At 61.3% G+C, this 21,942-nt stretch carries 20 protein-coding genes; 10 read left to right on the top strand and 10 right to left on the bottom strand.

Features of this window, described 5'->3' with window-relative positions:
* Positions 1–74: 74 nt before the first annotated feature.
* Positions 75–998: a bifunctional methylenetetrahydrofolate dehydrogenase/methenyltetrahydrofolate cyclohydrolase FolD gene (gene folD / locus J9870_RS17500; protein WP_210639241.1), complete on the top strand. Its 924-nt coding sequence runs from the start codon at positions 75–77 to the stop codon at positions 996–998.
* A gap of 808 nt (positions 999–1,806) precedes the next feature.
* Here folD (J9870_RS17500) and J9870_RS17505 read toward each other — a convergent pair.
* From J9870_RS17505 to glnT, 5 genes are all read right to left on the bottom strand, one after another.
* The gene (locus J9870_RS17505) at positions 1,807–3,132 is read right to left on the bottom strand and encodes an ammonium transporter (RefSeq protein WP_210639242.1); all 1,326 of its coding nucleotides are present in this window, start codon (positions 3,130–3,132) and stop codon (positions 1,807–1,809) included.
* A gap of 473 nt (positions 3,133–3,605) precedes the next feature.
* Positions 3,606–4,946 (bottom strand): FMN-binding glutamate synthase family protein, encoded by a 1,341-nt coding sequence (locus tag J9870_RS17510; RefSeq protein ID WP_210639243.1) that lies wholly within the window; start codon positions 4,944–4,946, stop codon positions 3,606–3,608.
* A 20-nt stretch (positions 4,947–4,966) separates the two neighbouring features.
* Positions 4,967–5,650 carry a protein glxC gene (locus J9870_RS17515; protein ID WP_210639244.1) on the bottom strand — a complete coding sequence of 228 codons (684 nt, stop codon included), beginning with the start codon at positions 5,648–5,650 and terminating at the stop codon, positions 4,967–4,969.
* An 11-nt stretch (positions 5,651–5,661) separates the two neighbouring features.
* Positions 5,662–6,567: a glutamine amidotransferase family protein gene (locus J9870_RS17520; protein WP_210639245.1), complete on the bottom strand. Its 906-nt coding sequence runs from the start codon at positions 6,565–6,567 to the stop codon at positions 5,662–5,664.
* Between the two features lie 72 nt (positions 6,568–6,639).
* Positions 6,640–7,974, bottom strand: coding sequence for a type III glutamate--ammonia ligase (gene glnT, locus J9870_RS17525; RefSeq protein ID WP_210639246.1), 1,335 nt, complete (start codon positions 7,972–7,974; stop codon positions 6,640–6,642).
* Positions 7,975–8,257: 283 nt separating this feature from the next.
* On the opposite strand from glnT, the gene J9870_RS17530 reads away from it, so the two are divergent.
* The 7 genes from J9870_RS17530 (at position 8,258) to J9870_RS17560 (ending at position 15,899) form a co-directional block, all read left to right on the top strand.
* Entirely contained in the window at positions 8,258–8,857 is a 600-nt protein-coding gene (locus J9870_RS17530; protein WP_162893819.1) for a helix-turn-helix domain-containing protein, read from the top strand.
* 240 nt (positions 8,858–9,097) lie between these two features.
* Positions 9,098–9,964 carry a formyltetrahydrofolate deformylase gene (purU, locus tag J9870_RS17535; protein WP_210639247.1) on the top strand — a complete coding sequence of 289 codons (867 nt, stop codon included), beginning with the start codon at positions 9,098–9,100 and terminating at the stop codon, positions 9,962–9,964.
* On the top strand, positions 9,961–10,866 hold the full coding sequence (gene folD / locus J9870_RS17540; protein WP_210639248.1) for a bifunctional methylenetetrahydrofolate dehydrogenase/methenyltetrahydrofolate cyclohydrolase FolD: 906 nt from the start codon (positions 9,961–9,963) through the stop codon (positions 10,864–10,866). Before purU ends, folD (J9870_RS17540) begins: the two co-directional genes overlap by 4 nt.
* Positions 10,848–12,089, top strand: a complete 1,242-nt coding sequence (locus J9870_RS17545) for an FAD-dependent oxidoreductase (RefSeq protein ID WP_210639249.1) — start codon at positions 10,848–10,850, stop codon at positions 12,087–12,089. The genes folD (J9870_RS17540) and J9870_RS17545 overlap by 19 nt, the downstream gene beginning before the upstream one ends.
* Before the next feature lie 13 nt (positions 12,090–12,102).
* Complete coding sequence (locus J9870_RS17550) at positions 12,103–12,405, top strand: sarcosine oxidase subunit delta (protein WP_109755159.1); 303 nt, start codon at positions 12,103–12,105, stop codon at positions 12,403–12,405.
* Entirely contained in the window at positions 12,402–15,299 is a 2,898-nt protein-coding gene (locus tag J9870_RS17555; protein ID WP_210639250.1) for a 2Fe-2S iron-sulfur cluster-binding protein, read from the top strand. The genes J9870_RS17550 and J9870_RS17555 overlap by 4 nt, the downstream gene beginning before the upstream one ends.
* Before the next feature lie 3 nt (positions 15,300–15,302).
* Positions 15,303–15,899: a sarcosine oxidase gene (locus J9870_RS17560; RefSeq protein ID WP_210639251.1), complete on the top strand. Its 597-nt coding sequence runs from the start codon at positions 15,303–15,305 to the stop codon at positions 15,897–15,899.
* Between the two features lie 105 nt (positions 15,900–16,004).
* Here J9870_RS17560 and J9870_RS17565 read toward each other — a convergent pair whose 3' ends face one another.
* The 3 genes from J9870_RS17565 to J9870_RS17575 form a co-directional block, all read right to left on the bottom strand.
* Entirely contained in the window at positions 16,005–16,823 is an 819-nt protein-coding gene (locus tag J9870_RS17565; RefSeq protein WP_210639252.1) for a helix-turn-helix transcriptional regulator, read from the bottom strand.
* A gap of 3 nt (positions 16,824–16,826) precedes the next feature.
* Positions 16,827–17,366 (bottom strand): kinase inhibitor, encoded by a 540-nt coding sequence (locus tag J9870_RS17570; RefSeq protein ID WP_210639253.1) that lies wholly within the window; start codon positions 17,364–17,366, stop codon positions 16,827–16,829.
* A 155-nt stretch (positions 17,367–17,521) separates the two neighbouring features.
* Positions 17,522–18,451, bottom strand: a complete 930-nt coding sequence (locus tag J9870_RS17575) for a DMT family transporter (protein ID WP_210639254.1) — start codon at positions 18,449–18,451, stop codon at positions 17,522–17,524.
* Positions 18,452–18,563: 112 nt separating this feature from the next.
* On the opposite strand from J9870_RS17575, the gene J9870_RS17580 reads away from it, so the two are divergent.
* The gene (locus J9870_RS17580; protein ID WP_210639255.1) at positions 18,564–19,358 is read left to right on the top strand and encodes a helix-turn-helix transcriptional regulator; all 795 of its coding nucleotides are present in this window, start codon (positions 18,564–18,566) and stop codon (positions 19,356–19,358) included.
* A gap of 112 nt (positions 19,359–19,470) precedes the next feature.
* Here J9870_RS17580 and J9870_RS17585 read toward each other — a convergent pair whose 3' ends face one another.
* The gene (locus tag J9870_RS17585; RefSeq protein WP_210639256.1) at positions 19,471–20,226 is read right to left on the bottom strand and encodes a helix-turn-helix transcriptional regulator; all 756 of its coding nucleotides are present in this window, start codon (positions 20,224–20,226) and stop codon (positions 19,471–19,473) included.
* A gap of 82 nt (positions 20,227–20,308) precedes the next feature.
* On the opposite strand from J9870_RS17585, the gene J9870_RS17590 reads away from it, so the two are divergent.
* Positions 20,309–21,445, top strand: coding sequence for a cytochrome P450 (locus J9870_RS17590; RefSeq protein ID WP_210639257.1), 1,137 nt, complete (start codon positions 20,309–20,311; stop codon positions 21,443–21,445).
* A gap of 12 nt (positions 21,446–21,457) precedes the next feature.
* Here the strand turns inward: J9870_RS17590 and J9870_RS17595 are convergent, their stop codons facing one another.
* Positions 21,458–21,799 (bottom strand): FKBP-type peptidyl-prolyl cis-trans isomerase, encoded by a 342-nt coding sequence (locus J9870_RS17595; protein WP_003182897.1) that lies wholly within the window; start codon positions 21,797–21,799, stop codon positions 21,458–21,460.
* Between the last annotated feature and the right edge of the window lie 143 nt (positions 21,800–21,942).

Raw genomic sequence — 21,942 nt, forward strand, 5'->3', positions numbered from 1 at the left:
CGCTAATCATCGAGGCGCAACGACGCCTCGGTGATTATTTCGCCCCTCTATCATTCAAGCCAACGGTGACTCCTTTGCTCAGCACCACCCCTGCACTTGCCCGCGATATCGACGGCAAGGCCATCTCCGCCCTGGTTCTCGACGAGGTTCGAGAAGAGGTTCTGGCCCTCGCGCACCAGCACATCTACCCCGCCCTGGCTGTACTGTTGGTGGGTGAAGACCCGGCTAGCGAGGTTTACGTGCGCAACAAACTGCTGCGGGCCAAGGAAGTCGGCATTCGCTCCCTGGAGTACCGTCTGCCAGCCAATGCCAGCCAGCATCAGGTACTGGAACTGATTGCCCAACTGAACGCCGACGTCACGGTGAACGGCATCCTGGTGCAGTTGCCATTGCCGGGGCATATCGACGAGGCGGCAGTCATTCATGCCATCGATCCGATCAAGGACGTGGACGGTTTTCATCGCGAGAACGTCGGCGGCCTGGTGCAAGGCATGGAAGTCCTGACACCCTGCACGCCCAGCGGCTGCATGCGGCTACTGCACGAAACCTGCGGTGATGTGAGTGGCTTGCACGCCGTGGTCGTCGGGCGTTCGAACATCGTCGGCAAGCCCATGGCGACCTTGCTGTTGCAGGCTCACTGTTCGGTCAGCGTGGTGCACTCACGCAGCGTCGATGCCCCGGCGTTGTGCCGACTGGCCGATATCGTCGTCGCAGCGGTGGGCCGTCCTGGGCTGATCGATGCCAGTTGGCTAAAACCTGGAGCCGTGGTGATCGATGTCGGGATCAATCGTGTTACTGACCAGTCCGGCAGCCATCTGGTGGGCGATGTCGACTACGCCAGCGCACGTACCGTCGCCAGCGCAATCACGCCGGTACCCGGTGGCGTCGGGCCGATGACCATTGCTTATCTGCTGAAGAACACCCTGATCGCCAGCCAGTTGCAGCACGCGGCCCAGGCCCGTGGGCAGGCATCTGCCAGCCATCTGGTGGTGAGTTGAGCACAACGCGTACGGCCCGTTCGAGGGTGTAATGCTGTTCACTTGAGCGTTCCCGGAGATTCTGATCTTCCGTTCCTCGCGTGTTTTTTGGGTGGGATTGGTGTGTATATCCGTTGCTGCGGTAACGGCGGCTTAGGGTTCCGCCCTGACGGCGGGTCACTTTCGAAAATCCGGAAGCCGGCCCAGGCGAAAGTAACCAAAGCGCTCATGCCCCACCACTCGGCACCTCGCCTAGGCTCGGTGTGCCGAGATCAACGTCCATCGCGAGGCGGCCTAACAGCCGACCTATGTCTAATGGCTGTACTCCGACCCAATTGTGGGAGCGGGCTTGCTCGCGAAAGCTGTGGGTCAGTTTGCAGTGATGTTGGATGTGCCAACGCCTTCGCGAGCAAGCTCGCTCCCACAGGAGAAACGCGGTCTCACCAAAAACCAGGTCGGCTATCAGGCCGCCTCGCGGTGGACGTTGATCTCAGCGCCCCGTTAACCACGACGGCCGAACGCAGGCATTGTGGAGTGGGCACCTCGGCATGGATGCCGAGGTAGCCGCGCTGGGCCATGGATGGCCCTTCGCGGCGGCCCACGGAGCAATGCCGGAGTGAGGGAACACCGAGCCTAGGCGAGGTGCCGAGTGGTGGGGCAAAGCGCTTTTGGTTACTTTTGGCGCTCTTCCAAAAGTGACCCGCTGTAAGAGCGGAACCGCCAGCAGCCGTTACCGCAGAAACGGATATACACACCAAAGCAAGTAGATACAGCACCACTTTTTCTAAGTGAACACTCGAAGGTGAACCATGTCGATCAACAGCAACGATCAGTGGTTGTAAGCACGCTCGTTGTGTTCAGCCAGGTCCAGCCCCATCTCCTCCACCGACTCATCGGCGCGCAAGCCGATCACCGCGTTGATCACCTTGAGAATGACCCAACTGACGACAAAGCAGTAAACCGTCGTCAGCAGTACGCCTTTGATTTGCGCCACGACCTGAGCCCCCATGGTCACGCCTTCGACCAATCCCCCCACCGACGGCACACAGAACACCCCGGTCAACACCGCGCCAATCATCCCGCCAATGCCGTGCAAGCCGAACACGTCGAGGCTGTCGTCATAACCGAAGCGACGCTTGAGCACGGTGACGCTCAAGTAGCAGAACACCCCGCACAACAAACCGATGGCCAACGCACCGCCGACACCGACATAGGCACACGCTGGGGTGATGCCGACCAGCCCGGCCAAGGCGCCACTGGCCAGGCCCAGAGCGCTAGGTTTGCCAACCTTGAACCACTCGGTGAACATCCAGCCAAGAATGCCCGCGCAGGCCCCCAACTGGGTGTTGAGCATGACGATGCCCGAAGTACCGTTGAGGCCACCGCCGGAACCAATGTTGAAGCCGAACCAACCCACCCAGAGCATCGCCGCACCGGCCATGGTCAGGCTCAGGTTGTGGGCTGGCATCGGCGTGTTCTGATAGCCCTTGCGCTTGCCAAGGATCAGGCACGCGGCCAGAGCGGCGACGCCGGCATTGATGTGCACGGCGGTGCCACCGGCGAAATCGAGTACCCCCCAGTTATGCATCAAAGCGCCCGCGCCACCCCAGACCATATGCGCCACCGGGGCGTACACCAGGGTGAACCACAACGCCATGAACCACAGCGCCGCCGAAAACTTCATGCGTTCGGCGAACGCACCGGCAATCAGCGCCGGGGTGATGATCGCGAAGGTCATCTGGAAGGTCACGAACACGCCCTCCGGAATATCCCCCACCAGACTCTCCGGGGTCATGCCCGCCAGAAAGGCCCGGCTCAAACCGCCGACGAAACTGTTGAACGTCACCTGCCCCTCGATCATGCCGGTGCTGTCGACCACCATGCTGTAGCCATAGATCACCCACAGTACGCCGACCAGGCCGGCGATGCCGAAGCACTGGGTGAACAGCGAAAGCATGTTTTTTGCCCGGACCAGGCCACCGTAAAACAATGCCAGACCCGGTAGACACATGAACAGCACCAGCACCGCGGCAGTGACCATCCAGGCGGTGCTGCCGGTGTTCAAGGCGGGGGCATCGGCGGCCTGGACCATTGGCGCAAATGCACCGGTCGCCAATAAGCCAAGAAGGGATTTGCCGAGAAGACGATTGACCATGTTCAAAGCTCCTGCAAAGAAAGGTGGGTGTCGGGCAGCGAGCAGTAAAGAATGAGACACGGGCCTTTTCAGCCTCTCGAATATAAATGCCATGAACAGGACTTGTGGGAACGAGCCTGCTCGCGATAGCGGCGGGTCAGCTTGCATCGGTTTTGCCTGTGCCGCCGTCTTCGCGAGCAAGCTCGCTCCCACAGGTTTTTCCGGGGCGTTCACAGGCATCGCGCACGCCACAGATCCCTTGTGGGAGCGAGCCTGCTCGCGATAGCGGCGGGTCAGCTTGCGTCGGTTTTGACTGTGCCGCCGTCTTCGCGAGCAAGCTCGCTCCCACAGGTTTTTCCGGGGCGTTCACAGGCATCGCGCACGCCACAGATCCCTTGTGGGAGCGAGCCTGCTCGCGATAGCGGCGGGTCAGCTTGCATCGGTTTTGCCTGTACCGCCGTCTTCGCGAGCAGGCTCGCTCCCACAGTTTTTTGTCAGTAACCGGTACCAGAGCCTGGAACCCAGTTGGTCCCCGCCAACGGCACCCGGGCCATGGCCGCTGACTCCACCGTCAGCGCTACCAAATCCTCGGGGTCGAGGTTGTGCAGGTGCGACTTGCCGCAAGCCCGGGCCATGGTCTGGGCTTCCAGCACCAGGACACGCAGGTAGTTGGCCAAGCGGCGACCGCCTTCCACCGGGTCCAGTCGTTTGGACAATTCCGGGTCCTGCGTGGTGATCCCGGCCGGGTCGCGACCGTTCTGCCAGTCATCGTAGAAACCTGCGGCCGAACCGATTTTCTTCAGTTCCTCGTCCAGGCGCGGGTGATTGTCGCCCAGCGCAATCAGCGCAGCGGTGCCGATGGCCACCGCATCCGCGCCCAGTGCCATGGCCTTGGCGACGTCGGCACCGTTGCGAATCCCTCCTGAAACGATCAGCTGAACCTTGCGATGCATGCCCATTTCCTGCAAAGCCTGTACCGCTTGCGGGATGGCCGACAAAATCGGAATTCCCACGTGTTCGATAAAGACCTCCTGGGTCGCCGCCGTCCCGCCCTGCATGCCATCGAGCACGATCACATCCGCCCCGGCCTTCACGGCCAACTTGACGTCGTAGTACGGCCGGCTGGCGCCGATTTTCACGTAGATCGGTTTTTCCCAATCAGTGATTTCGCGCAGCTCGGCAATCTTGATTGCCAGGTCATCCGGGCCGGTCCAGTCGGGGTGACGGCAGGCACTGCGCTGATCGACGCCAATCGGCAAGGTGCGCATGCCGGCAACACGCTCGGTGACTTTCATCCCCAGCAACATACCGCCGCCACCGGGTTTGGCGCCCTGCCCCAGGACGATTTCGATCGCGTCAGCCTTGCGCAGGTCGTCCGGGTTCATGCCGTAGCGCGACGGCAAGTACTGATAGACCAAATGCTGCGACTGGCCGCGCTCCTCCGGGGTCATGCCGCCGTCACCGGTGGTGGTGCTGGTACCGGCGATGGTCGCGCCACGGCCCAGGGCCTCCTTGGCATTGGCCGACAACGCACCAAAACTCATGCCGGCAATGGTCACCGGAATCTTCAGGTGGATCGGCTTCTTGGCAAAGCGGTTGCCGAGGATCACATCGGTGCCGCACTTCTCCCGATAGCCTTCCAACGGGTAACGCGAAACGCTGGCGCCAAGCAGCAGCAAGTCATCGAAGTGCGGCAGTTTGCGCTTGGTGCCACCGCCGCGAATATCGTAGATGCCGGTCTCGGCGGCACGCTGGATTTCCTGGATGGTCAGGCGGTCGAAGGTGGCTGACTCGCGCAGTACCGGAGCCGCTTTTTCGCTGATTGGATCGCTCATATCTGTTCTCCTCGCGCGGATCAGTACGCGGACGCGTTATCGACTTTGAAGTTGTACAACTGACGGGCCGAACCGTAGCGTTTGAAGTCAGCCGCCTTGTGCGCGAAACCGGCACGGTTCAACAGGTCCTGGAGCTCTTGGAGGTGCTCGGCACGCATCTCTTTTTCGATGCAATCCGAACCCAGGGACTCCACAGTGCCCTTCACGTAGATGTGGGTCTCGTACAAGGAATCGCCCAGCGCATCGCCGGCATCGCCGCAGACCACCAGACGCCCGGCCTGGCCCATGAAGCAGCTCATGTGGCCGATACTGCCACCCACGACAATGTCGATGCCCTTCATGGATATGCCGCAACGCGCGCCGGCATCCCCTTCAATCACCAGCAGCCCGCCATGGGCCGTGGCACCAGCTGCCTGGGAGGCGCTGCCTTTGACGCGGACGTAGCCGGACATCATGTTCTCGGCGCAACCGACACCGACGTTGCCGTGGACGGTGATCGAGGCCTTCTGATTCATACCCGCGCAGTAGTAACCGGCGTGTCCCTGGATATCGATGGACAGCGCTTCGTTCACCCCGACCGCGAGGTTGTGCTTGCCATCCGAATGAGTCACCACCCACTCACGGTGTTCAACGTTGTCGACCTGGTCGTGCAACGTCTGATTGAGTTCACGCACAGTGGCAGTGGAAAGATCGATGGTTTTCATGTGTGCGCCCCTTAAGCTGACTCGCGTTCCCAGATGTACATAGTGGCCGGTGCCGGCTCCCAGACCTTGGCATGCTCGATACCCGGCAGGCTCGACAGGGCCTGATACTCGGAGGCCATGGCGACGTAATCGTCGGTCTCGGCGAGGATCGCCGGCTTACAGGCAATCGGGTCGCGGATCACGGCAAAACCGTTGCGCGTGCCGATGGCGAAGGTGAAGAAACCGTCCAGATCCTCCAGCGAGTGATCCAGCGCTTCTTTCAATGAGTCACCCTGCTGCAGGCGCCAGGTCAGGTAGCCGGCGGCCACTTCGGTATCGTTGTCGGTCTCGAAGTGAATGCCTTCGCGCTTGAGTTCCTGACGCAGGCGGAAGTGGTTGGACAGCGAGCCGTTGTGCACCAGGCACAGGTCGGCACCGGTGGAGAACGGGTGGCTGCCTTCCATGGTCACCGCGCTTTCAGTGGCCATGCGGGTGTGGCCGATAATGTGGCTGCCCTTCATACCGGCCAGGCCGAAGCGTTGGGAAATCTCCTGGGGCAAGCCCATGCCCTTGAGGATTTCGATGCTCTGGCCGGCGCTCATGATGCGCACGCTCGGCGCCAGTTCAGCGAGGGCCAGACGTACCGGCGCCTCTTGGGCATTGACTTTGAGCACGGCAGCGCTGGCGTTCTGGAACCAGTCCAGCGAGCAGCCAAGACGCCCTTCCAGCTCGCCCATCAGGGCTTTCCAGTCGAAACCATCGGTGGTCGCCTGCAGGGTCAGCTTGACCCAGCCGTCTGCCACTTCATCGCCGTAAATGGCGAAGCCGGCACTGTCCGGACCACGATCGGTCATGGCCTGCAACATCGGTTCAAACAGCTTGCCGAGCTGGGATTCCAGCTGCGGATTCTTCAGGTAAAGACCTACGATCCCACACATATCAAGTCTCCTTCGAAGGCACTGAACACTCGACGCCGTGTCGGGTGCCCGAATGGTTGGCAAAACACTGAGTCAGAAAAATTCGGTGTAGCGCTGGATCTCCCAGTCAGAGACGTGGCGGCTGTATTCCACCCACTCCATGCGCTTGAGCTTGATGAACTCGCCTACGATCTGCGGCCCCAGCACCTCGGCGAACAGCGGGTCGGCTTCCAGGGCGTCACAGGCTTCCTTGAGCGATTGCGGCAGGGTCTTGATACCTCGCGCGGCGATCTGTTCCAGGCTCAGGCTGTAGAGGTTCTCATTGCAGACGTGGTCGATTTCCAACTGGCGATCGATGCCATCCAGGCCGGCGGCGATGATCGCGGCGCTGACCAGGTAGGGATTGCAACCCGCGTCCGGCAGGCGCAATTCCAGGCGCCCGTAAGGCACCCGCACCATGGCCGAGCGGTTGTTGGCGCCGAAGGCAATAAAGGCCGGCGCCCAGGTCGCACCGGACAACGAGTTACCGACCACCAGACGCTTGTAGGAGTTGACCGTCGGCGCGGCGAAGGCACACAGCGCCGGGCCGTGGGCCAGCAGGCCGGCGGCAAAGTGATACGCCATTTTCGACAAGCCCATGCCGCTGGGGTCGCTGGCGTCATGAAACAGATTCTTGTTCTCGGCGCTGCTGATCGAAAGATGAAAATGCATGCCATTGCCGGCGCGTTTCGGGTCAGGCTTGGGCATGAACGAGCAGATCATGCCCAGGTCATTGGCGATTTCGCCGGCAGCCATGCGGAAAAACGTGAAGCGATCCGCCGAGGTCATGGCGTCGCTGTAGGTGTAGTTGATCTCGAACTGGCCGTTGGCGTCCTCGTGGTCGATTTGATAAACCTCGAAATCCACTGCCTGCAAGGCTTCGGTCAGCCGCTCCAGGAAAACGCGGGAGCGCGACAGGCCTTTGTAGTCGTAGCAAGGCTTGTCCAGGTTGTCGCTGGGGTCCACCAGTTGCAGTTTGCCCTGTGCGTCGCGGCGCATCAGGTTGAACTCGGGCTCCAGGCCGGTGTTGAGCGTCCAGCCCTTTTCTGCCAGGCGCTGCACTTGTTGCTGCAACACATAACGGCTGTCATACGGATGCGGCTTGCCGTCGACATGACCGATGCACACCACTCGCCCGTAACCCGGCTGCCAGGGCACCGGGGTCAGGGTGGACAAATCACCGCGGGCCATGAAGTCCGGTCCGTGGGGCTCCATGCCCATGCCACTGATCGCGAATCCGGCAAAACCCGCTCCCTCTTCAGCCACGGCCTTGAGCCCACAGATAGGCACGGACTTGGTTTTGGCCGCCCCATGGATATCCACAAACTGCGCAAGCACGTACTTGATTCCATGCTTGTCGATGATGCGCTGGGTTTCTGCTGGCAACATTGCTCGTCACTCCTCGCGAAAGGGCAAAACATTGTGGATGGGCTTTGACTGACTTTTTATTCCTAAAAAGAAAGTTAGTTTCCCAATAGGAATGCAAGGCCCTTGCCAGATCCGCGAGTAAAGCGCCAACGCTCCCAGAAAAGCGCTTTTGTGCTGTATATATGGGAAAAATCTTTTCCCCGTGGGAATATCGCTCGACAGACGCGAGCCGAACGCCGCCATTTGCACTTTCTCAGTGCGAAACTAATATTACTGAACGGAAAGTGTGCAGGATTTGATGACTATGCCGACCGAAACCGCCCCGCGCCTCAAGCTTGAGCAATACCTGGGCTTGCAGATCAAGCGCCAGCGCCAGGCTCAGGATCTGAAATTGTCTGACGTGGCCAAGATTGCCGATATCAGCCAAGGCATGTTGAGCAAGATCGAAAACGCCCAGGTGTCCACCAGCCTCGATACCCTGAGCCGTCTGTGCGACGTGCTCGGCCTGCCATTGTCCAAGTTGTTCAGCGAATACGACCAACAAGACGGCAGTGCGCTTCTGGTCAAGGCTGACCAGGGCATGGAAGTGGTGCGTCGTGGTACCGAGAAAGGCCATACATACCATCTGCTCAACCACACCCGCGGGCCGAAGAAGAGTTTCGAGGCCTATATGGTCAGCATGGACGACGCGAGTGAGGAGTTTCCGACGTTCTCTCACCCCGGCACTGAATTCCTTCACCTGTTGGAAGGTGAACTGATCTATCGTCACGGCAATCAGCTTTACCGCATGGAAGCCGGCGACAGCCTGACGTTCGAAGGCGAAATCCCCCACGGCCCCGAGCAATTGGTGCAGGTGCCTATCCGTCTTTTGTCGATCATGAACTACGGCAACGACAAAGAGTAACGCCTCCCTTCCCCTGCCTTGCCCCGCCCTGAGGCCGACCCAGCATCGGCCTCACGTATTTTCCTGTCAGTTAAAAAACTTTCTTAAAAGCTCTGGACGCGGCGCGACCATTCCCCTATAAATCCACAACTAGGAATAATTTATTCCCAACAAGAAAACACGCTCATGGATGAGCCTGCTGTCCGTTGATGATTTTTTTCGCTATGCGATGAGCTGCCGCCATCATCCCGAGGACGTGTCATGCAACACGAAAAAAACCATTTCATCATCAAGATCACCTGTCCCGCGGTGTCCGGCATCGTCGCAGCCGTCACCACCTATCTGGCGGACAACCGTTGCTACATCGGGGAGATGGCGCAATTCGACGACGACTTCAGCGGTCGTTTTTTCATGCGTGCGGTGTTTCGCTTCAACGACGGCCACCCCGGCGACCTGCAACAGATCAAGGACGGTTTCGCCGACATCGCCCAAGCCTTCGACATGACCTGGGAATTGCATGACACCCGCGAGCCGATGCGCGTGTTGCTGATGGTCAGCAAGTTCGACCACTGCCTGACCGACCTGCTCTACCGCTACCACAAAGGCGAGATGGACATGACCATCACCGCCATTGTCTCCAACCACCTCGACCTGCGCCCCATGGCCGAACGCGAAGGCATTCGCTTCATTTACCTGCCAGTGACCAAGGAGACCAAGGCCCGGCAGGAAGCCGAACTGATGAAGATCGTCGACGACACCGGCACCGAGCTCGTGGTGTTGGCGCGCTACATGCAGATCCTCTCCGATGACCTGTGCAAGCAACTCTCGGGTCGGGCGATCAACATTCACCATTCGTTCTTGCCCGGTTTCAAAGGCGCCAAACCCTATCACCAGGCCTACCAGCGTGGCGTGAAACTGATTGGCGCCACCGCTCATTACGTCACCAGCGACCTCGATGAGGGACCGATCATTGAGCAGGAAGTGCAGCGCGTCGACCACGTCTACCTGCCCGACGATCTCGTGGCCACCGGCCGTGACACCGAAACCGTGGCCCTGTCCAAGGCGGTCAAATACCACCTGGAGCACCGGGTTTTCCTCAATCAGGACAGAACGGTGATCTTCCGGTGAACTCGCACAAACTGATCGACGGCAAAGCCACCGCCGCCCGCGTGCTGCTGCAGGTCCGCGAGGACGTCGAGCGTCTGCGCGAGCAAGCCATTCAACCGGCGCTGGCAGTGATCCTGGTGGGCAGCGACCCGGCCAGCCAGGTTTATGTGCGCAACAAGATCCTGCGCGCCGAAGAGGTGGGTATCCGCTCGCTGGAACATCGGCTGCCTGCGGACACCAGCACTGAACAGTTACTCATTCTGATCGCCCGATTGAATGCCGATCGCTCGATCCACGGCATTCTTCTGCAACTGCCGCTGCCTGCCCATATCGATGAATTACGGGCACTGGAGGCTATCGCGCCGGACAAGGACGTCGACGGATTCCACAGTCAGAACGTCGGCGGCCTCAGCCAGGGTCGCACGGTACTCGCGCCTTGCACCCCCAGTGGTTGTCTGTATTTGCTGGAACAAACCTGCGGTGATCTGCGCGGCAAGCACGCGGTGGTGATCGGCCGCTCGAACATTGTCGGTAAACCCATGGCAGCCTTGCTGCTCAAGGCCGATTGCTCGGTGACCGTCCTGCATTCGCGCAGCCCGGATCCCCAGGCGCTGTGCCGGCAGGCCGATATCGTTATCGCCGCCGTGGGTCGTCCACGGTTGATCGACGCCAGTTGGCTCAAGCCTGGCGCCGTGGTGATCGACGTCGGCATCAACCGCATCGAAGACGATGGCCGCAGCCGTCTGGTGGGCGACGTCGACTTCGATAGCGCCCTGACGCACGTCGCGGCGATCACCCCGGTACCCGGGGGTGTCGGCCCGATGACCATTGCCTTCCTGATGAAAAACACCGTTACCGCAGCCCTTGCACAACACCGGGCCCTACGCAGCCAATCGGAGGCCTTATGCCATTCAATCTATTGAAATACGGGCTGAGTTCGCAGTACCCGGTGGAAGTGGATTTGCCGCCACCGCGCGAACTCAAATCGAGCTATGACGTGGTGATCATCGGGGCCGGTGGCCACGGCCTGGCCATCGCTTATTACCTGGCCAAGTACCACGGCATCACCAACGTCGCGGTGTTGGAGAAGTCCTACCTGGGCGGCGGTAATACCGCGCGCAACACAGCGGTGATCCGCTCCAACTACCTGACCAGCGAAGGCGTGCGCTTTTATGCCGAATCGGTGCGGATGTTCCAGTCGCTGTCCAACGAATTCGATTTCAACATCATGTACTCCGAGCGCGGCCAACTGACCCTGGCCCACACCGATGCCACGGTGCGTTCGTTCCGTCAGCGCGCCGAGGTCAACAAGCACTTTGGCGGCCGCAGCGAGATGATCGACCGCCAGCAGATCCGCGAACTGGTGCCCAGCCTCAACCTCGATCCCGGCCACTTGCCGGTGCTCGCCGGTCTGTGGCACATCGACGGCGCCACCGCGCGCCACGACGCGGTGGCCTGGGGTTACGCCAAACAGGCGGCCAAGCGCGGTGTGGAAATCCATCAGCTCACTGAAGTCCAGGACCTGATCATCGAGAACGGCACCCTCACCGCGGTCAAGACCAACCGCGGCACCATCAAGTGCGGTTGCGCGGTGCAGGCGATTGCCGGGCACAGCTCGTTGCTGATGGCCAAGGCCGGGATTCGCTCGCCGATCCAGACCTTCCCGCTGCAAGCGATGGTCACGCAGCCGTTCAAACCGTTTCTCGATCCACTGGTGAGCTCCTCTGCCTTGCACTGCTATGTGCAGCAGACGAGTCGTGGCGAGGTAGTGTTTGGCGGCGGCTCCGACCCCTATCCGCTGTTCAATACCCGCTCCACGCTCGATTTGAAGGAGAGCCTGCTGGCCCATGCCATCGAGATGTTCCCGTTCCTGGCCAACGCCAAGCTGATGCGCCAATGGGCCGGGATCACCGACATGACCCCGGACTACAGCCCCATCATGGGCCTGTCGCCGGTGAACAATTACTACCTCGACGCGGGCTGGGGCACCTGGGGCTTCAAGGCCACGCCGATCTGCGGCAAGACCATGGCCGAGTTGGTCGCCAGCGGCGGCAAGGTGCCGGAGCTGATCAAACCGTTCGGCCTCGAACGCTTCTCGACCTTCCAGCAAGTCAACGAAATGGGCGCCACGGCGGCCAGCCACTGACGCAGAGCAGACTATGAAAATCATGAATTGCCCGCTCAACGGGCCGCGCAATATCAGCGAGTTCACCTATGGCGGCGAATTCAAACCCATGCCCGACCCTGTCACCTGCAGCGACGGCGAATGGGCGGACTACGTGTTCAACACCGACAACCTCGCCGGCGTGGTGCGCGAATGGTGGATGCACACCCCCTCCAGCTACTGGTTTCTCGCGGAGCGGCATACCGTCACCGACGAAATCCTGCGCACCTTCGATCCCAAGGAGCTCTTCAGCACCCGTGTCGAATTCAACGCCGCCGCCAAGGAGATCGCAGGATGAATCGCCTACCCGCCCCCATGGGCTTGCTGATCGACCGTGATCAACCGCTGGATTTCAGTTTCGACGGGCAGCATTACCAAGGCTTGCAAGGCGACAGCATCGCCAGCGCCTTGTTGGCCAACGGGCGCTTCCTGATCTCCCGCTCGTTCAAATACCATCGCCCACGCGGCCCGCTGACCATGGCCGGCCAAGACGCCAACAGCCTGGTGCAACTGCCCCAGGAGCCCAATGTGCTGGCCGATGCCTATGCGCTGGCCGCGGGTTTGCAGGTGACGGCGCAGAACGTCAACGGCTCGCTGGATAACGACCGCGACGCCTACCTGGGCAAGTTCTCCAAATTCATGCCGGTGGGTTTCTACTACCGCTCGTTCTACAAGCCCAAGGGCATGTGGAAAGTCTGGGAGCCGCTCATTCGCAAGAAAGCCGGCCTCGGTGTGCTCGACCTGCAGTTCCAGCCGGAGTACTACGACAAGGCCTACCTGTTTACCGACGTCGCCGTCATCGGCGCCGGACCCGCCGGGCTGCACGCCGCCCTGACCGCCGCCAACGCCGGAGCCAAGGTGTTGCTCATCGAGCAACAGCCTATTCTCGGCGGCTCGCTCACCTATGCTCGCTTCGACATCGATGGCAACAAGGCTGAAAACCTGCGCCGCGAACTGCTCGCGGCGGTCGAACAACACGCCAATATCCAGATCCTCACCGAAGCCACGTGCAACGCCTGGTTCACCGATAACTACCTGCCGGTGATCCAGGGCAAACGCCTGTACAAGGTCCGCGCCCGCCAATGCCTGGTGTGCAGCGGCGCGTTCGATCAACCCGTGATCTTTCGCAACAACGACCTGCCGGGCGTGATGCTGACCAGCGCTGCGCAGCGGCTGATGAAGCTGTATGCGGTCAAACCGGGCAACCGTGCCGTGGTGCTGACGGGCAACGACGATGGCTACCTCGCTGCGCTTGATCTGCATGACCAGGGCGTGGAGGTCGTCGCCGTAGTGGACCTGCGCCAAGGACCTGCGGACGAAGCCCTGTTGCGCGCACTGGCACAACGCAAGATCTACCATCAGGGCAACAGCACCGTCTATGAAGCCCAGCACGAGAAAGGCATGCGCCATATCAACGGCGTCGACGTGCGCCAGATCACCGCACAAGGCCAGGTCGCCGAGAGCGGGCAACGTCTGGCGTGCGATTTACTGTGCATGTCCGCCGGTTACATGCCGGTCTATCAACTGCTGTGCCAGGCCGGCGGCAAACTGGCCTACGATGATCAACGGGCCGAGTTCACGCTCAGCGGCCTGCCAAGGAATCTGAATGTCGCCGGCTCGGTCAACGGCCGGCACCATCTGGATAATGTGATTGCCGATGGCGTGAATGCCGGTGCCGAAGCCGCCCTCGCGCTGGGTCTGACCGCCAGCACCCAACGCGCGCCATTGCGCGGCGAGGCTCGGGTCAACTTCAATTGGCCCATCTTCCCGCACCCCAAAGGCAAGGACTTCGTCGACTTCGACGAGGACCTGCAAGTGGCCGACATCGTCAACGCCACCCGCGTCGGCTATCGCGATGTACAACTGGTCAAGCGCTACTCCACTGTCGGCATGGGGCCGTCTCAGGGGCGTCACTCGGCGCTACCGACCGCACGGCTGGTGGCATGGGCCACGCAACGCAATATCAGCGAAACCGGTGTGACCACCGCGCGGCCGCCGTTTGTGGCCGAAAAGCTGGCGCATGTCGCCGGTCGTGCATTCGATCCCTACCGACAAACACCGATGCATGCCCGCCACCTGCAGGCCGGGGCGAAGATGATGCCCGCCGGCATCTGGCAACGCCCGGCCTACTACGGTGATACCAAGGATCGCGAGGCCTGCATGCAGGCCGAAGCCCTGCATGTGCGCAACAAGGTCGGCATCATCGACGTCTCGACATTGGGCGGCCTGGATGTACGAGGCCCGGACGCCGCCGAGCTGCTCAACCGCATGTACACCTTTGCCTTCCTCAAGCAGCCGGTGGGCCGCTCTCGCTATGCGCTGATGACCAACGAGCACGGCGTGGTCATCGACGATGGCGTCTGCGCGCGGTTTGCCGAGAACCATTTCTACGTCACCGCCACCACCAGCGGCGTCGACCGGATTTATCAGCAAATGCTCAAGTGGAATGCGCAATGGCGCCTCGACGTGGATGTCGCCAACGTCACCGCGGCCATTTGCGCGGTCAACGTCGCCGGGCCCGACTCGCGCAAAGTACTGGAGCAGGTTTGCACCGACCTGGATCTGAGCGCCGAAGCGTTTCCTTATCTGGGGGTGCGCCAGGGCACCGTGGCCGGGATCAAGGCCCGTTTGCTGCGAGTGGGTTTTGTCGGCGAACTGGGCTATGAAATCCACGTGCCGGCGCGCCACGGGCTCACGCTTTGGGACGCACTGATGGAGGCTGGAAAAGCCCACGGCATCCGCCCCTTCGGCGTCGAAACCCAACGCCTGCTGCGCCTGGAAAAAGGCCACGTGATCATCAGTCAGGACACCGACGGCATGACCCATCCGGCGGAAATCGACATGGGCTGGGCGGTCAACCGCAGCAAGCCGTTCTTTGTTGGCCGGCGCTCGGTGGACATCCTCCAAGCCCAGCCGCTAAAACGCAAACTGGTGGGCTTCAGCCTACCGAAGAGCAGCCCGCAACCGCTTGAAGGGCATCTGGTGCTCAACGGACCGGACATCAGCGGCAATGTCACGTCCTGCGAATATTCCGCAAGCCTTGGCAAGATCATCGGCCTGGCCTACGCCGGCATCGACCAAAGCACCCCGGGGCAACGCATCCCGATCCGGGTCGAAGGCGGCATCGTCGTCCAGGCCGAGGTGGTGCAGTTGCCCTTCTTTGATCCCGACAACCAACGCCAGGAGCTTTGAGCCATGAGCAGTCTGAAAGAACAACACACCGGCGGGCAGCAGGCTCTCACGCCGTTTCCCACGTGCACGCTGGCGGATTTAACTGACCTGCCTCGGGTGGGTTTTCGTGGTGCTCACAGTGCCGCGTACTTGCAAGGCCGCCATTTCATTCTGCCGCAGGCCCCCAATCGCGCCGAGGTCCAGACCGATGGTAGCCAAGTGGCGCGCCTGTCGCAGACCGAATATCTGTTGCTGGGCAGCCTCGAAGACCAGGGCCAGCGCATTGCCGACGAAGAGGCCCGCTGGGAACTCGATCACCAAGCCAACTATCTGCTGCCTCGTCAGGACAGTCATGCCTGTTTCCAACTGACCGGAGAGCACCTGAGCGAAGTGATGGCCAAGCTCTGTGGGGTCGATCTGAGCCCGCAGGCGTTCAGCCCGGGAGCGGTGGCACAGACTTCGGCGGCCCGCATCAATGTGATCGTGATCAACTCCAGTACCGCGCAGCAGGCGAGTTTGCACATCCTGTGTGATCGGGCGTCGAAAGCGTATTTCCGGGAGGCTTTGCTGGACGCGATGGAGGAGTTTTCCGGACAGGCAACGGATGGGACGACAGTCTGACGCCAGGCAGAAACAAGACGAACTGAAGCTTACTGACCCCCTCCAGGACAGAGGGGGTTTCCAGAATGAAGCGGCAAAAGGACCGCGGCCCTCTCACCCAACCACCTAAATCACCGCCCGCAACTCCCGTGGCGACAGGCCGTAGTGTGAGCGAAAGCGCACTGCAAAACGCGAGGCCGAAGCGTAGCCACTGGCGCCGGCAATTTCACCGATGGGACGAGACGTGGTTTGCAACCATTGCAACGCCATTGCCAGTCGAACGCTTTCCAGAATATTCCTGAAACTGTCCCCCTCATTGGCCAGTTGGCGGCGCAACGTCGACTCCCCCAGGTTCAGGTGTTGGGCGACGCCAGCCACCGTCCAGTCGCTCTGCGGGCTGCTCATTACCAACTGCTGCACGCGCTCGCACAGTGGATCGTTGCGATCCATCAGCAGAGGTCCGGCCAAGCCGCCGAGCCCCAGGCTCAGAAGCACCGCCTCCCCGTAGTGGGTGCGTAATGCATCCGGGGCGTCCCCATTGATGGCGGCCAATAACTGATCCCATGCCTGTGTGGTGTGCCTGTCCAGCGGAACACATAGATCTGTGTTCAGCGTCCTGTGGCGGCTGACGATCTGCTGTCGATAGCGGAGGTTGAAATTACGCAGTATCGAACTGGGAAAGGTCACTGCATCGGCGATGTAGTCACCTTGAGGGCCAGGAAAATTTGAGATACCCAGTTCGCGTCCGGCCGGCATCAGTATCAGATGTCGCGGCCCGACGCGCATCTCCCGGTCATCCCATTGCAGCAGTTTTTCCCCTTGGCGTACTCGACACAAGGTGGTCGCGAATATCGACACCCGCTGCAATGTATGGGGCTGTCGCGCCCGTATGACACACGCATCGACGGTGCTCTCCCGGTGCTGCGTGCCAATACTTGGGTGCATCGTTTAACGTCCGTAAGTTGAAGTGATGGTCGCTTTGGCCAAGGCGTTGGCATTGAGCATGTAGCCCACCAATGCACCACTGGCCTGGTTATCGAGGGGCAGCTTATCGACTTTCAACGCCCATACGGTGAATTGATAGCGATGTGGCTTATCTCCTACAGGTGGGCAAGCCCCACCAAATCCCGGTTGACCATAATCGGTTCGCCCTTGTACCGCACCGACAGGCAGGTTCGAACCGACCCCTCTTGGCAGACTGTTGGTTGAAGCCGGCAGGTTGACCACCGTCCAATGCCACCAGCCACTGCCGGTCGGAGCATCGGGATCGTAGACGGTGACAGCATAACTTTTGGTACCCGCCGGGGCATTGCTCCAGGAAAGCTCGGGTGAGGTATTCCCCCCTTCACAACCGAACCCCTGGAACACCTCGCGACTGGTCAACGGGTGGTTTTCAGCAATGTCTTGGCTCGTCAGCGAGAAGTCGGCAGCGTGTCCTGTGAGGACAACGCCCATGGACAATACGGATAAAATCATTCTGGTGTTCATCGTGACCTCATTGAATCTGTGTGAAGCACGAGTCTAGAGAGCGCGCAGAATGATTACTGTGCCGAAATGCTCGAACATTGTGCCGAAACGCTCGCACCGCTACAGAGCAGCAACGAATGGCCAGCACAGGCAGGCTTTATTCCGCGCTCGTTCGGCTAACCCTGGCGCATTACGACCCATCGCCCCCAGCGCTGGCGAAACCACCCGTAGCCACTGACCAAGGCGATACCGCCCAGCACCAGCGTCGCACCCACGATGAAATTCGGCTCCAGCGGTTCGTCCAGCAGCCAGACGCCAAAGCCAATGCCGAACAACGGCGTCATGAACGACAGCACCCCCAGTTGCGAAGCGAGGTAGCGGCGCAGCAGGGAGAACCAGATCAGGAAACTGGCGAACGACACCAGCAACACCTGGAACGTCAGGCTGGCCAGCAGTTGTGGCGTGAGGTTGATCGTCGTTTGCCCCAGAGCTGCCGACATGCCGATCAGCAGAACACCGGCGCCGATCAATTGATACAGCAGCGTCTGGCTGGCAGGCAGATTCGTCAACCGCGAACAACGCACCGTCACCGTGGTTGCGCCCCACAGCGCACCGGCCAGCAAGCCCATGCCGTCACCGAGCAATGAGCTGCTGCTCGCCGCACCCGCCCCTCCACTGAAGGCAACCACGATCCCAGCGAATGCAACGGCAATGCCTAGCCATTGCGCCGCCTTGAGGCGTTCGCTCGGCAGTTTCCAGTGCAAGCCGAGGGCGGCGAACATGGGCGCGGTGTACAGGAAAATCACCATGTGCGAAGCCGTCGTATGCCGCAGGCCTTCGCCCACCATCACGAATTCCAAGGCAAACAACAATCCCACCAGCAAGCCCGGACGCCAGCTGCCATCGGTCAGAGACAGGCGTTCACCGCGCAGCAGCACCAACAGCCAGACCAGTACCGCAGCGATGGCCGAGCGCACGCCCAGTTGCAGCATCGGCGTCATGTCGGCGGCGCTGGCCTTGATCGCGACTTGCTGGAAACCCCAGATGGCACAGAGGCCGGTCATCAGGGCGCAGACCTGGCCATCCAGGGCTCGGCGGGTGGTCATGGGAAAGGTCCTTGAGGGCAGAAAACAGATGAAAGAATTGTCTGCCTGACACCTTTGCTGGATATAGTGATTACCCGACAAGCCATCCCGGTAATCCGCCATTGCGCTCGCCATGCATCCTCCAGCCCAACATCTGAAGATTCCTCCGTTCGAAGTGGCCCTGCCCTCGCCGATCTACTTTCGCAGCGCCTGCATGCCGGCCCACGCCACTTACCCTCGGCACCGGCATGCCTGGGGGGAGTTCGTCTACTCCTACAGTGGCGTGATGGAAATCGAGATCGCGCAGCACCATTATCTGGCACCGCCGCAATACGGCATCTGGTTGCCGCCGGACATGGAGCACGTTGGGTTCAATCGGCATGAGGCCTGCCATTGTTCGCTGTACCTGGCCGCCGAACTGTGCGCTGCGCTGCCCGCCGTCCCCTGTGCGCTGACCTTGAGCCCGCTGATCCGCGCGCTTCTGGAGGAGCTGCGCAGCGACCCACCAAGCCAGCCACAGACGCCCGAACAGCAACGTTTGTTGCAGGTGCTGGTGGACAAGCTGATCCAGGCGCCCCACGTCGGCAGCTACCTGCCCTCCTCGGATGATCCCCTGCTGGGCCCCGTGCTGCGGGCCTTGGAGGCGAACCCCAGCGACCCGCGCTCATTGCCGCAACTGGCCCGCGCCGCCAACACCACCGAACGCACGCTGATGCGCCGGGCACAGCGGGACCTGGGCATGTCACTGGTGGAATGGCGCCAGCGCCTGAAAGTCATCGAAGCCCTGGCCCTGCTCGAACGTGGCCAGAGCGTGGAAACCATCGGCCTGGACCTGGGCTACAGCAGCGCCTCGGCGTTCATCAGCATGTTTCGCAAAATGATGGGCACCACACCAGATGAGTATCGGCGCCGGCATATGGCTGGATGACGCGGGGAGCTCGCGATGCGGTGTGCCAGCTTGCATCAGTATTGAATGTGCCGCAGTCATCGCGAGCAAGCTCGCTCCCACGGGTGGTTTTGGGTGTGCATGAGTTTTGTGTTTACAGCAGGCCCACTGTGGGAGCGAGCTTGCTCGCGAAGGCGCCGGTAGAGGCGGCATCCATTTCGGCATTAACGCCAAACCGCCCCGCCATCTCCCGGCGGCCACTGGCCGTCCCCCCTAACGCCCGGCTATCCAGATCCTGGATCACCCAATTGCGCTTGATCGCCACTTGCAGCAATGCCGCCCCCAAGGCACCGCCCAGGTGCGGACGGCGCATGCTCCAGTCCAGGCAGGGACAGGCGAATCGGCGTCGTTGGGTGGCGAGGACCTGAACATCGACGCCCAATCCCTCGAACAACCGCTCTCCCGATTCACTCAGCCGATACCCCGGTCCTTGCACCTCCACCAACCACCCGGCCTCGATCATCCGATCATACAGGCGCACCGCCAGGGTGCCGGCCATATGGTCGTAGCAGGTGCGGGCGAACTGCAGGCGATCCGGGGTGCGCGGCGTAAAGGTCGGCGCGGCGCTCTGGCCGATTACCATCAGCGCTTCGAGGGCCTGGGCCACGCGCTTGTCCGCCAGGCTGTAGTAACGATGACGACCCTGCACGTGCAACCGCACCAAGACCAATTCCTTAAGCTTCGCCAAGTGGGCGCTGGCGGTCGAGGCGCTGACCTCGGCGATGCTCGCCAATTCGGTGCTGGTGCGGGCGTGGCCGTCCATCAACGCGCACAGCATTCGGGTGCGCGCCGGTTCAGCAATGGCCGCGGCCACTTGGGACACACCCAGGTCATGATGTTCTGCGTCCATATTTCGCTCCCTGACGAATCAAGCCATGCATCGACTGAAGATAGTAGCAACACTTTCTCCGTCACGAACAAGGCAGCGCTTCATGGACCCGATCATCGCCGCGACTCACACCGATCCCTACTCCTACTACGCCAGCCTGCGGGCCGCAGGCGGGCTGACCTTCGATCCACGATTGAACCTGTGGATCGCCAGCAGCGCCGAGGCCGTGTGCGCGGTGCTGCGTCACCCCGCATGCGTTGTGCGTCCGGCCCACGAGCCCGTGCCAAAGGCCATTGCCGAAGGGCCCGCCGGTCGGGTGTTCGGGCGCCTGATGCGCATGAACGAAGGTGAACCGCAGCGTTGCCCGAAAGCAGCGATTGCGCCGGGGTTGCAGGCGATCGATCGGCAGCAGGTCGAAGCGCTGGTCAAGGCGCGTTTTCTCAAGGACGGCGCCGAAGGCCTGCACCAGGCTCAGTTCATCGGACCGACCAGCGTGGTGGCGGCGTTGCTGGGTTTCAACCCGGCGGACAGTCGCCTGATCAGCGAACTGACGGGGGATTTCGTCGCTTGCCTGTCGCCTCTGAGTGATGCGACGCAACTGGACGCGGCGCACCGGGCCACCGAACAACTGCTGACGTTTTTCCGCGAGCGGATCGAGGCACAGGACAACCCCCTGTTGGCACGCATTGGCCAGGGGTTCGCAGATGCCGATACGAACAGCCTGATCGCCAACCTGATCGGCCTGCTCTCGCAAACCTATGAAGCCACGGCCGGCCTGATTGGCAATGCGTTGCTGGCACTGATCCGCGATCCGGCGCTGCCGCACACGCTCAGGGCCGACCCCACACAGATCTCCCCGTTGCTGGTCGAAGTCCAGCGCTTGGACCCTTCGGTGCAAAACACTCGCCGCTTCGTCATCGCCCCCTGCGAAATCCTCGGTGCCATGCTGAACCCTGGGGATGCGGTCCTGGTACTGCTAGCGTCGGCCAACCGCGATCCGCAGCTCAACCCGCAACCGGACGTCCTGCTGCTCGAACGCCCGAACCGCCGCAGTTTCAGCTTCGGCACCGGGCACCATGAGTGCCCCGGCCAAGCTTTGGCCCTGGGCATTGCCCACGCCACACTGGATATCTTGGTCGAGCGAGCACCGCGACTGGACCGGTTGGCGTGGCGCTACCGCCCCTCCATCAACGCACGCATCCCGCTGTTCAGCGACCGGCCAGTGGCGAAAGCGCGGTGACCAACTCCAGCATCAATCGTCCCGGGTCAGGACTTCCAGCAGCTCGATTTCAAAGATGAGATTGGCGTTGGGCTTGATGTGGGCACCCATTGATCGCTCACCGTAGGCCAGGTGCGCCGGGACCAGCAGTTTGCGCTTGCCACCGACTTTCATGCCCATCAGGCCCAGGTCCCAGCCCTTGATGACACGGCCGGTGCCGATCACGCACTGGAAAGGTTTGCCGCGACTGTAGGACGAATCGAATTCGGTGCCGTCTTCGAGCGTACCGCGATATTGAGTGGTAATCAGCGCACCTTTGACTACGCTTTTGCCGTCGCCCTGTTCCAGGTCGATGATTTGCAGCTCTTCGTTCATGGGGTAGTTCCGTGTCAATCAAGGCGCGGTTTTTCGCAGAATTTGCCGCCGCTGGCAATCTTTTGTGCGGTTCTCTGTTCATGCCCCGTTGTGACCCACCGCCGCGTTGTATTACATGCAGGAGGGAACCGCGGCGGTAGCTT

This window comes from Pseudomonas sp. Tri1, assembly GCF_017968885.1.
GTDB lineage: Bacteria > Pseudomonadota > Gammaproteobacteria > Pseudomonadales > Pseudomonadaceae > Aquipseudomonas.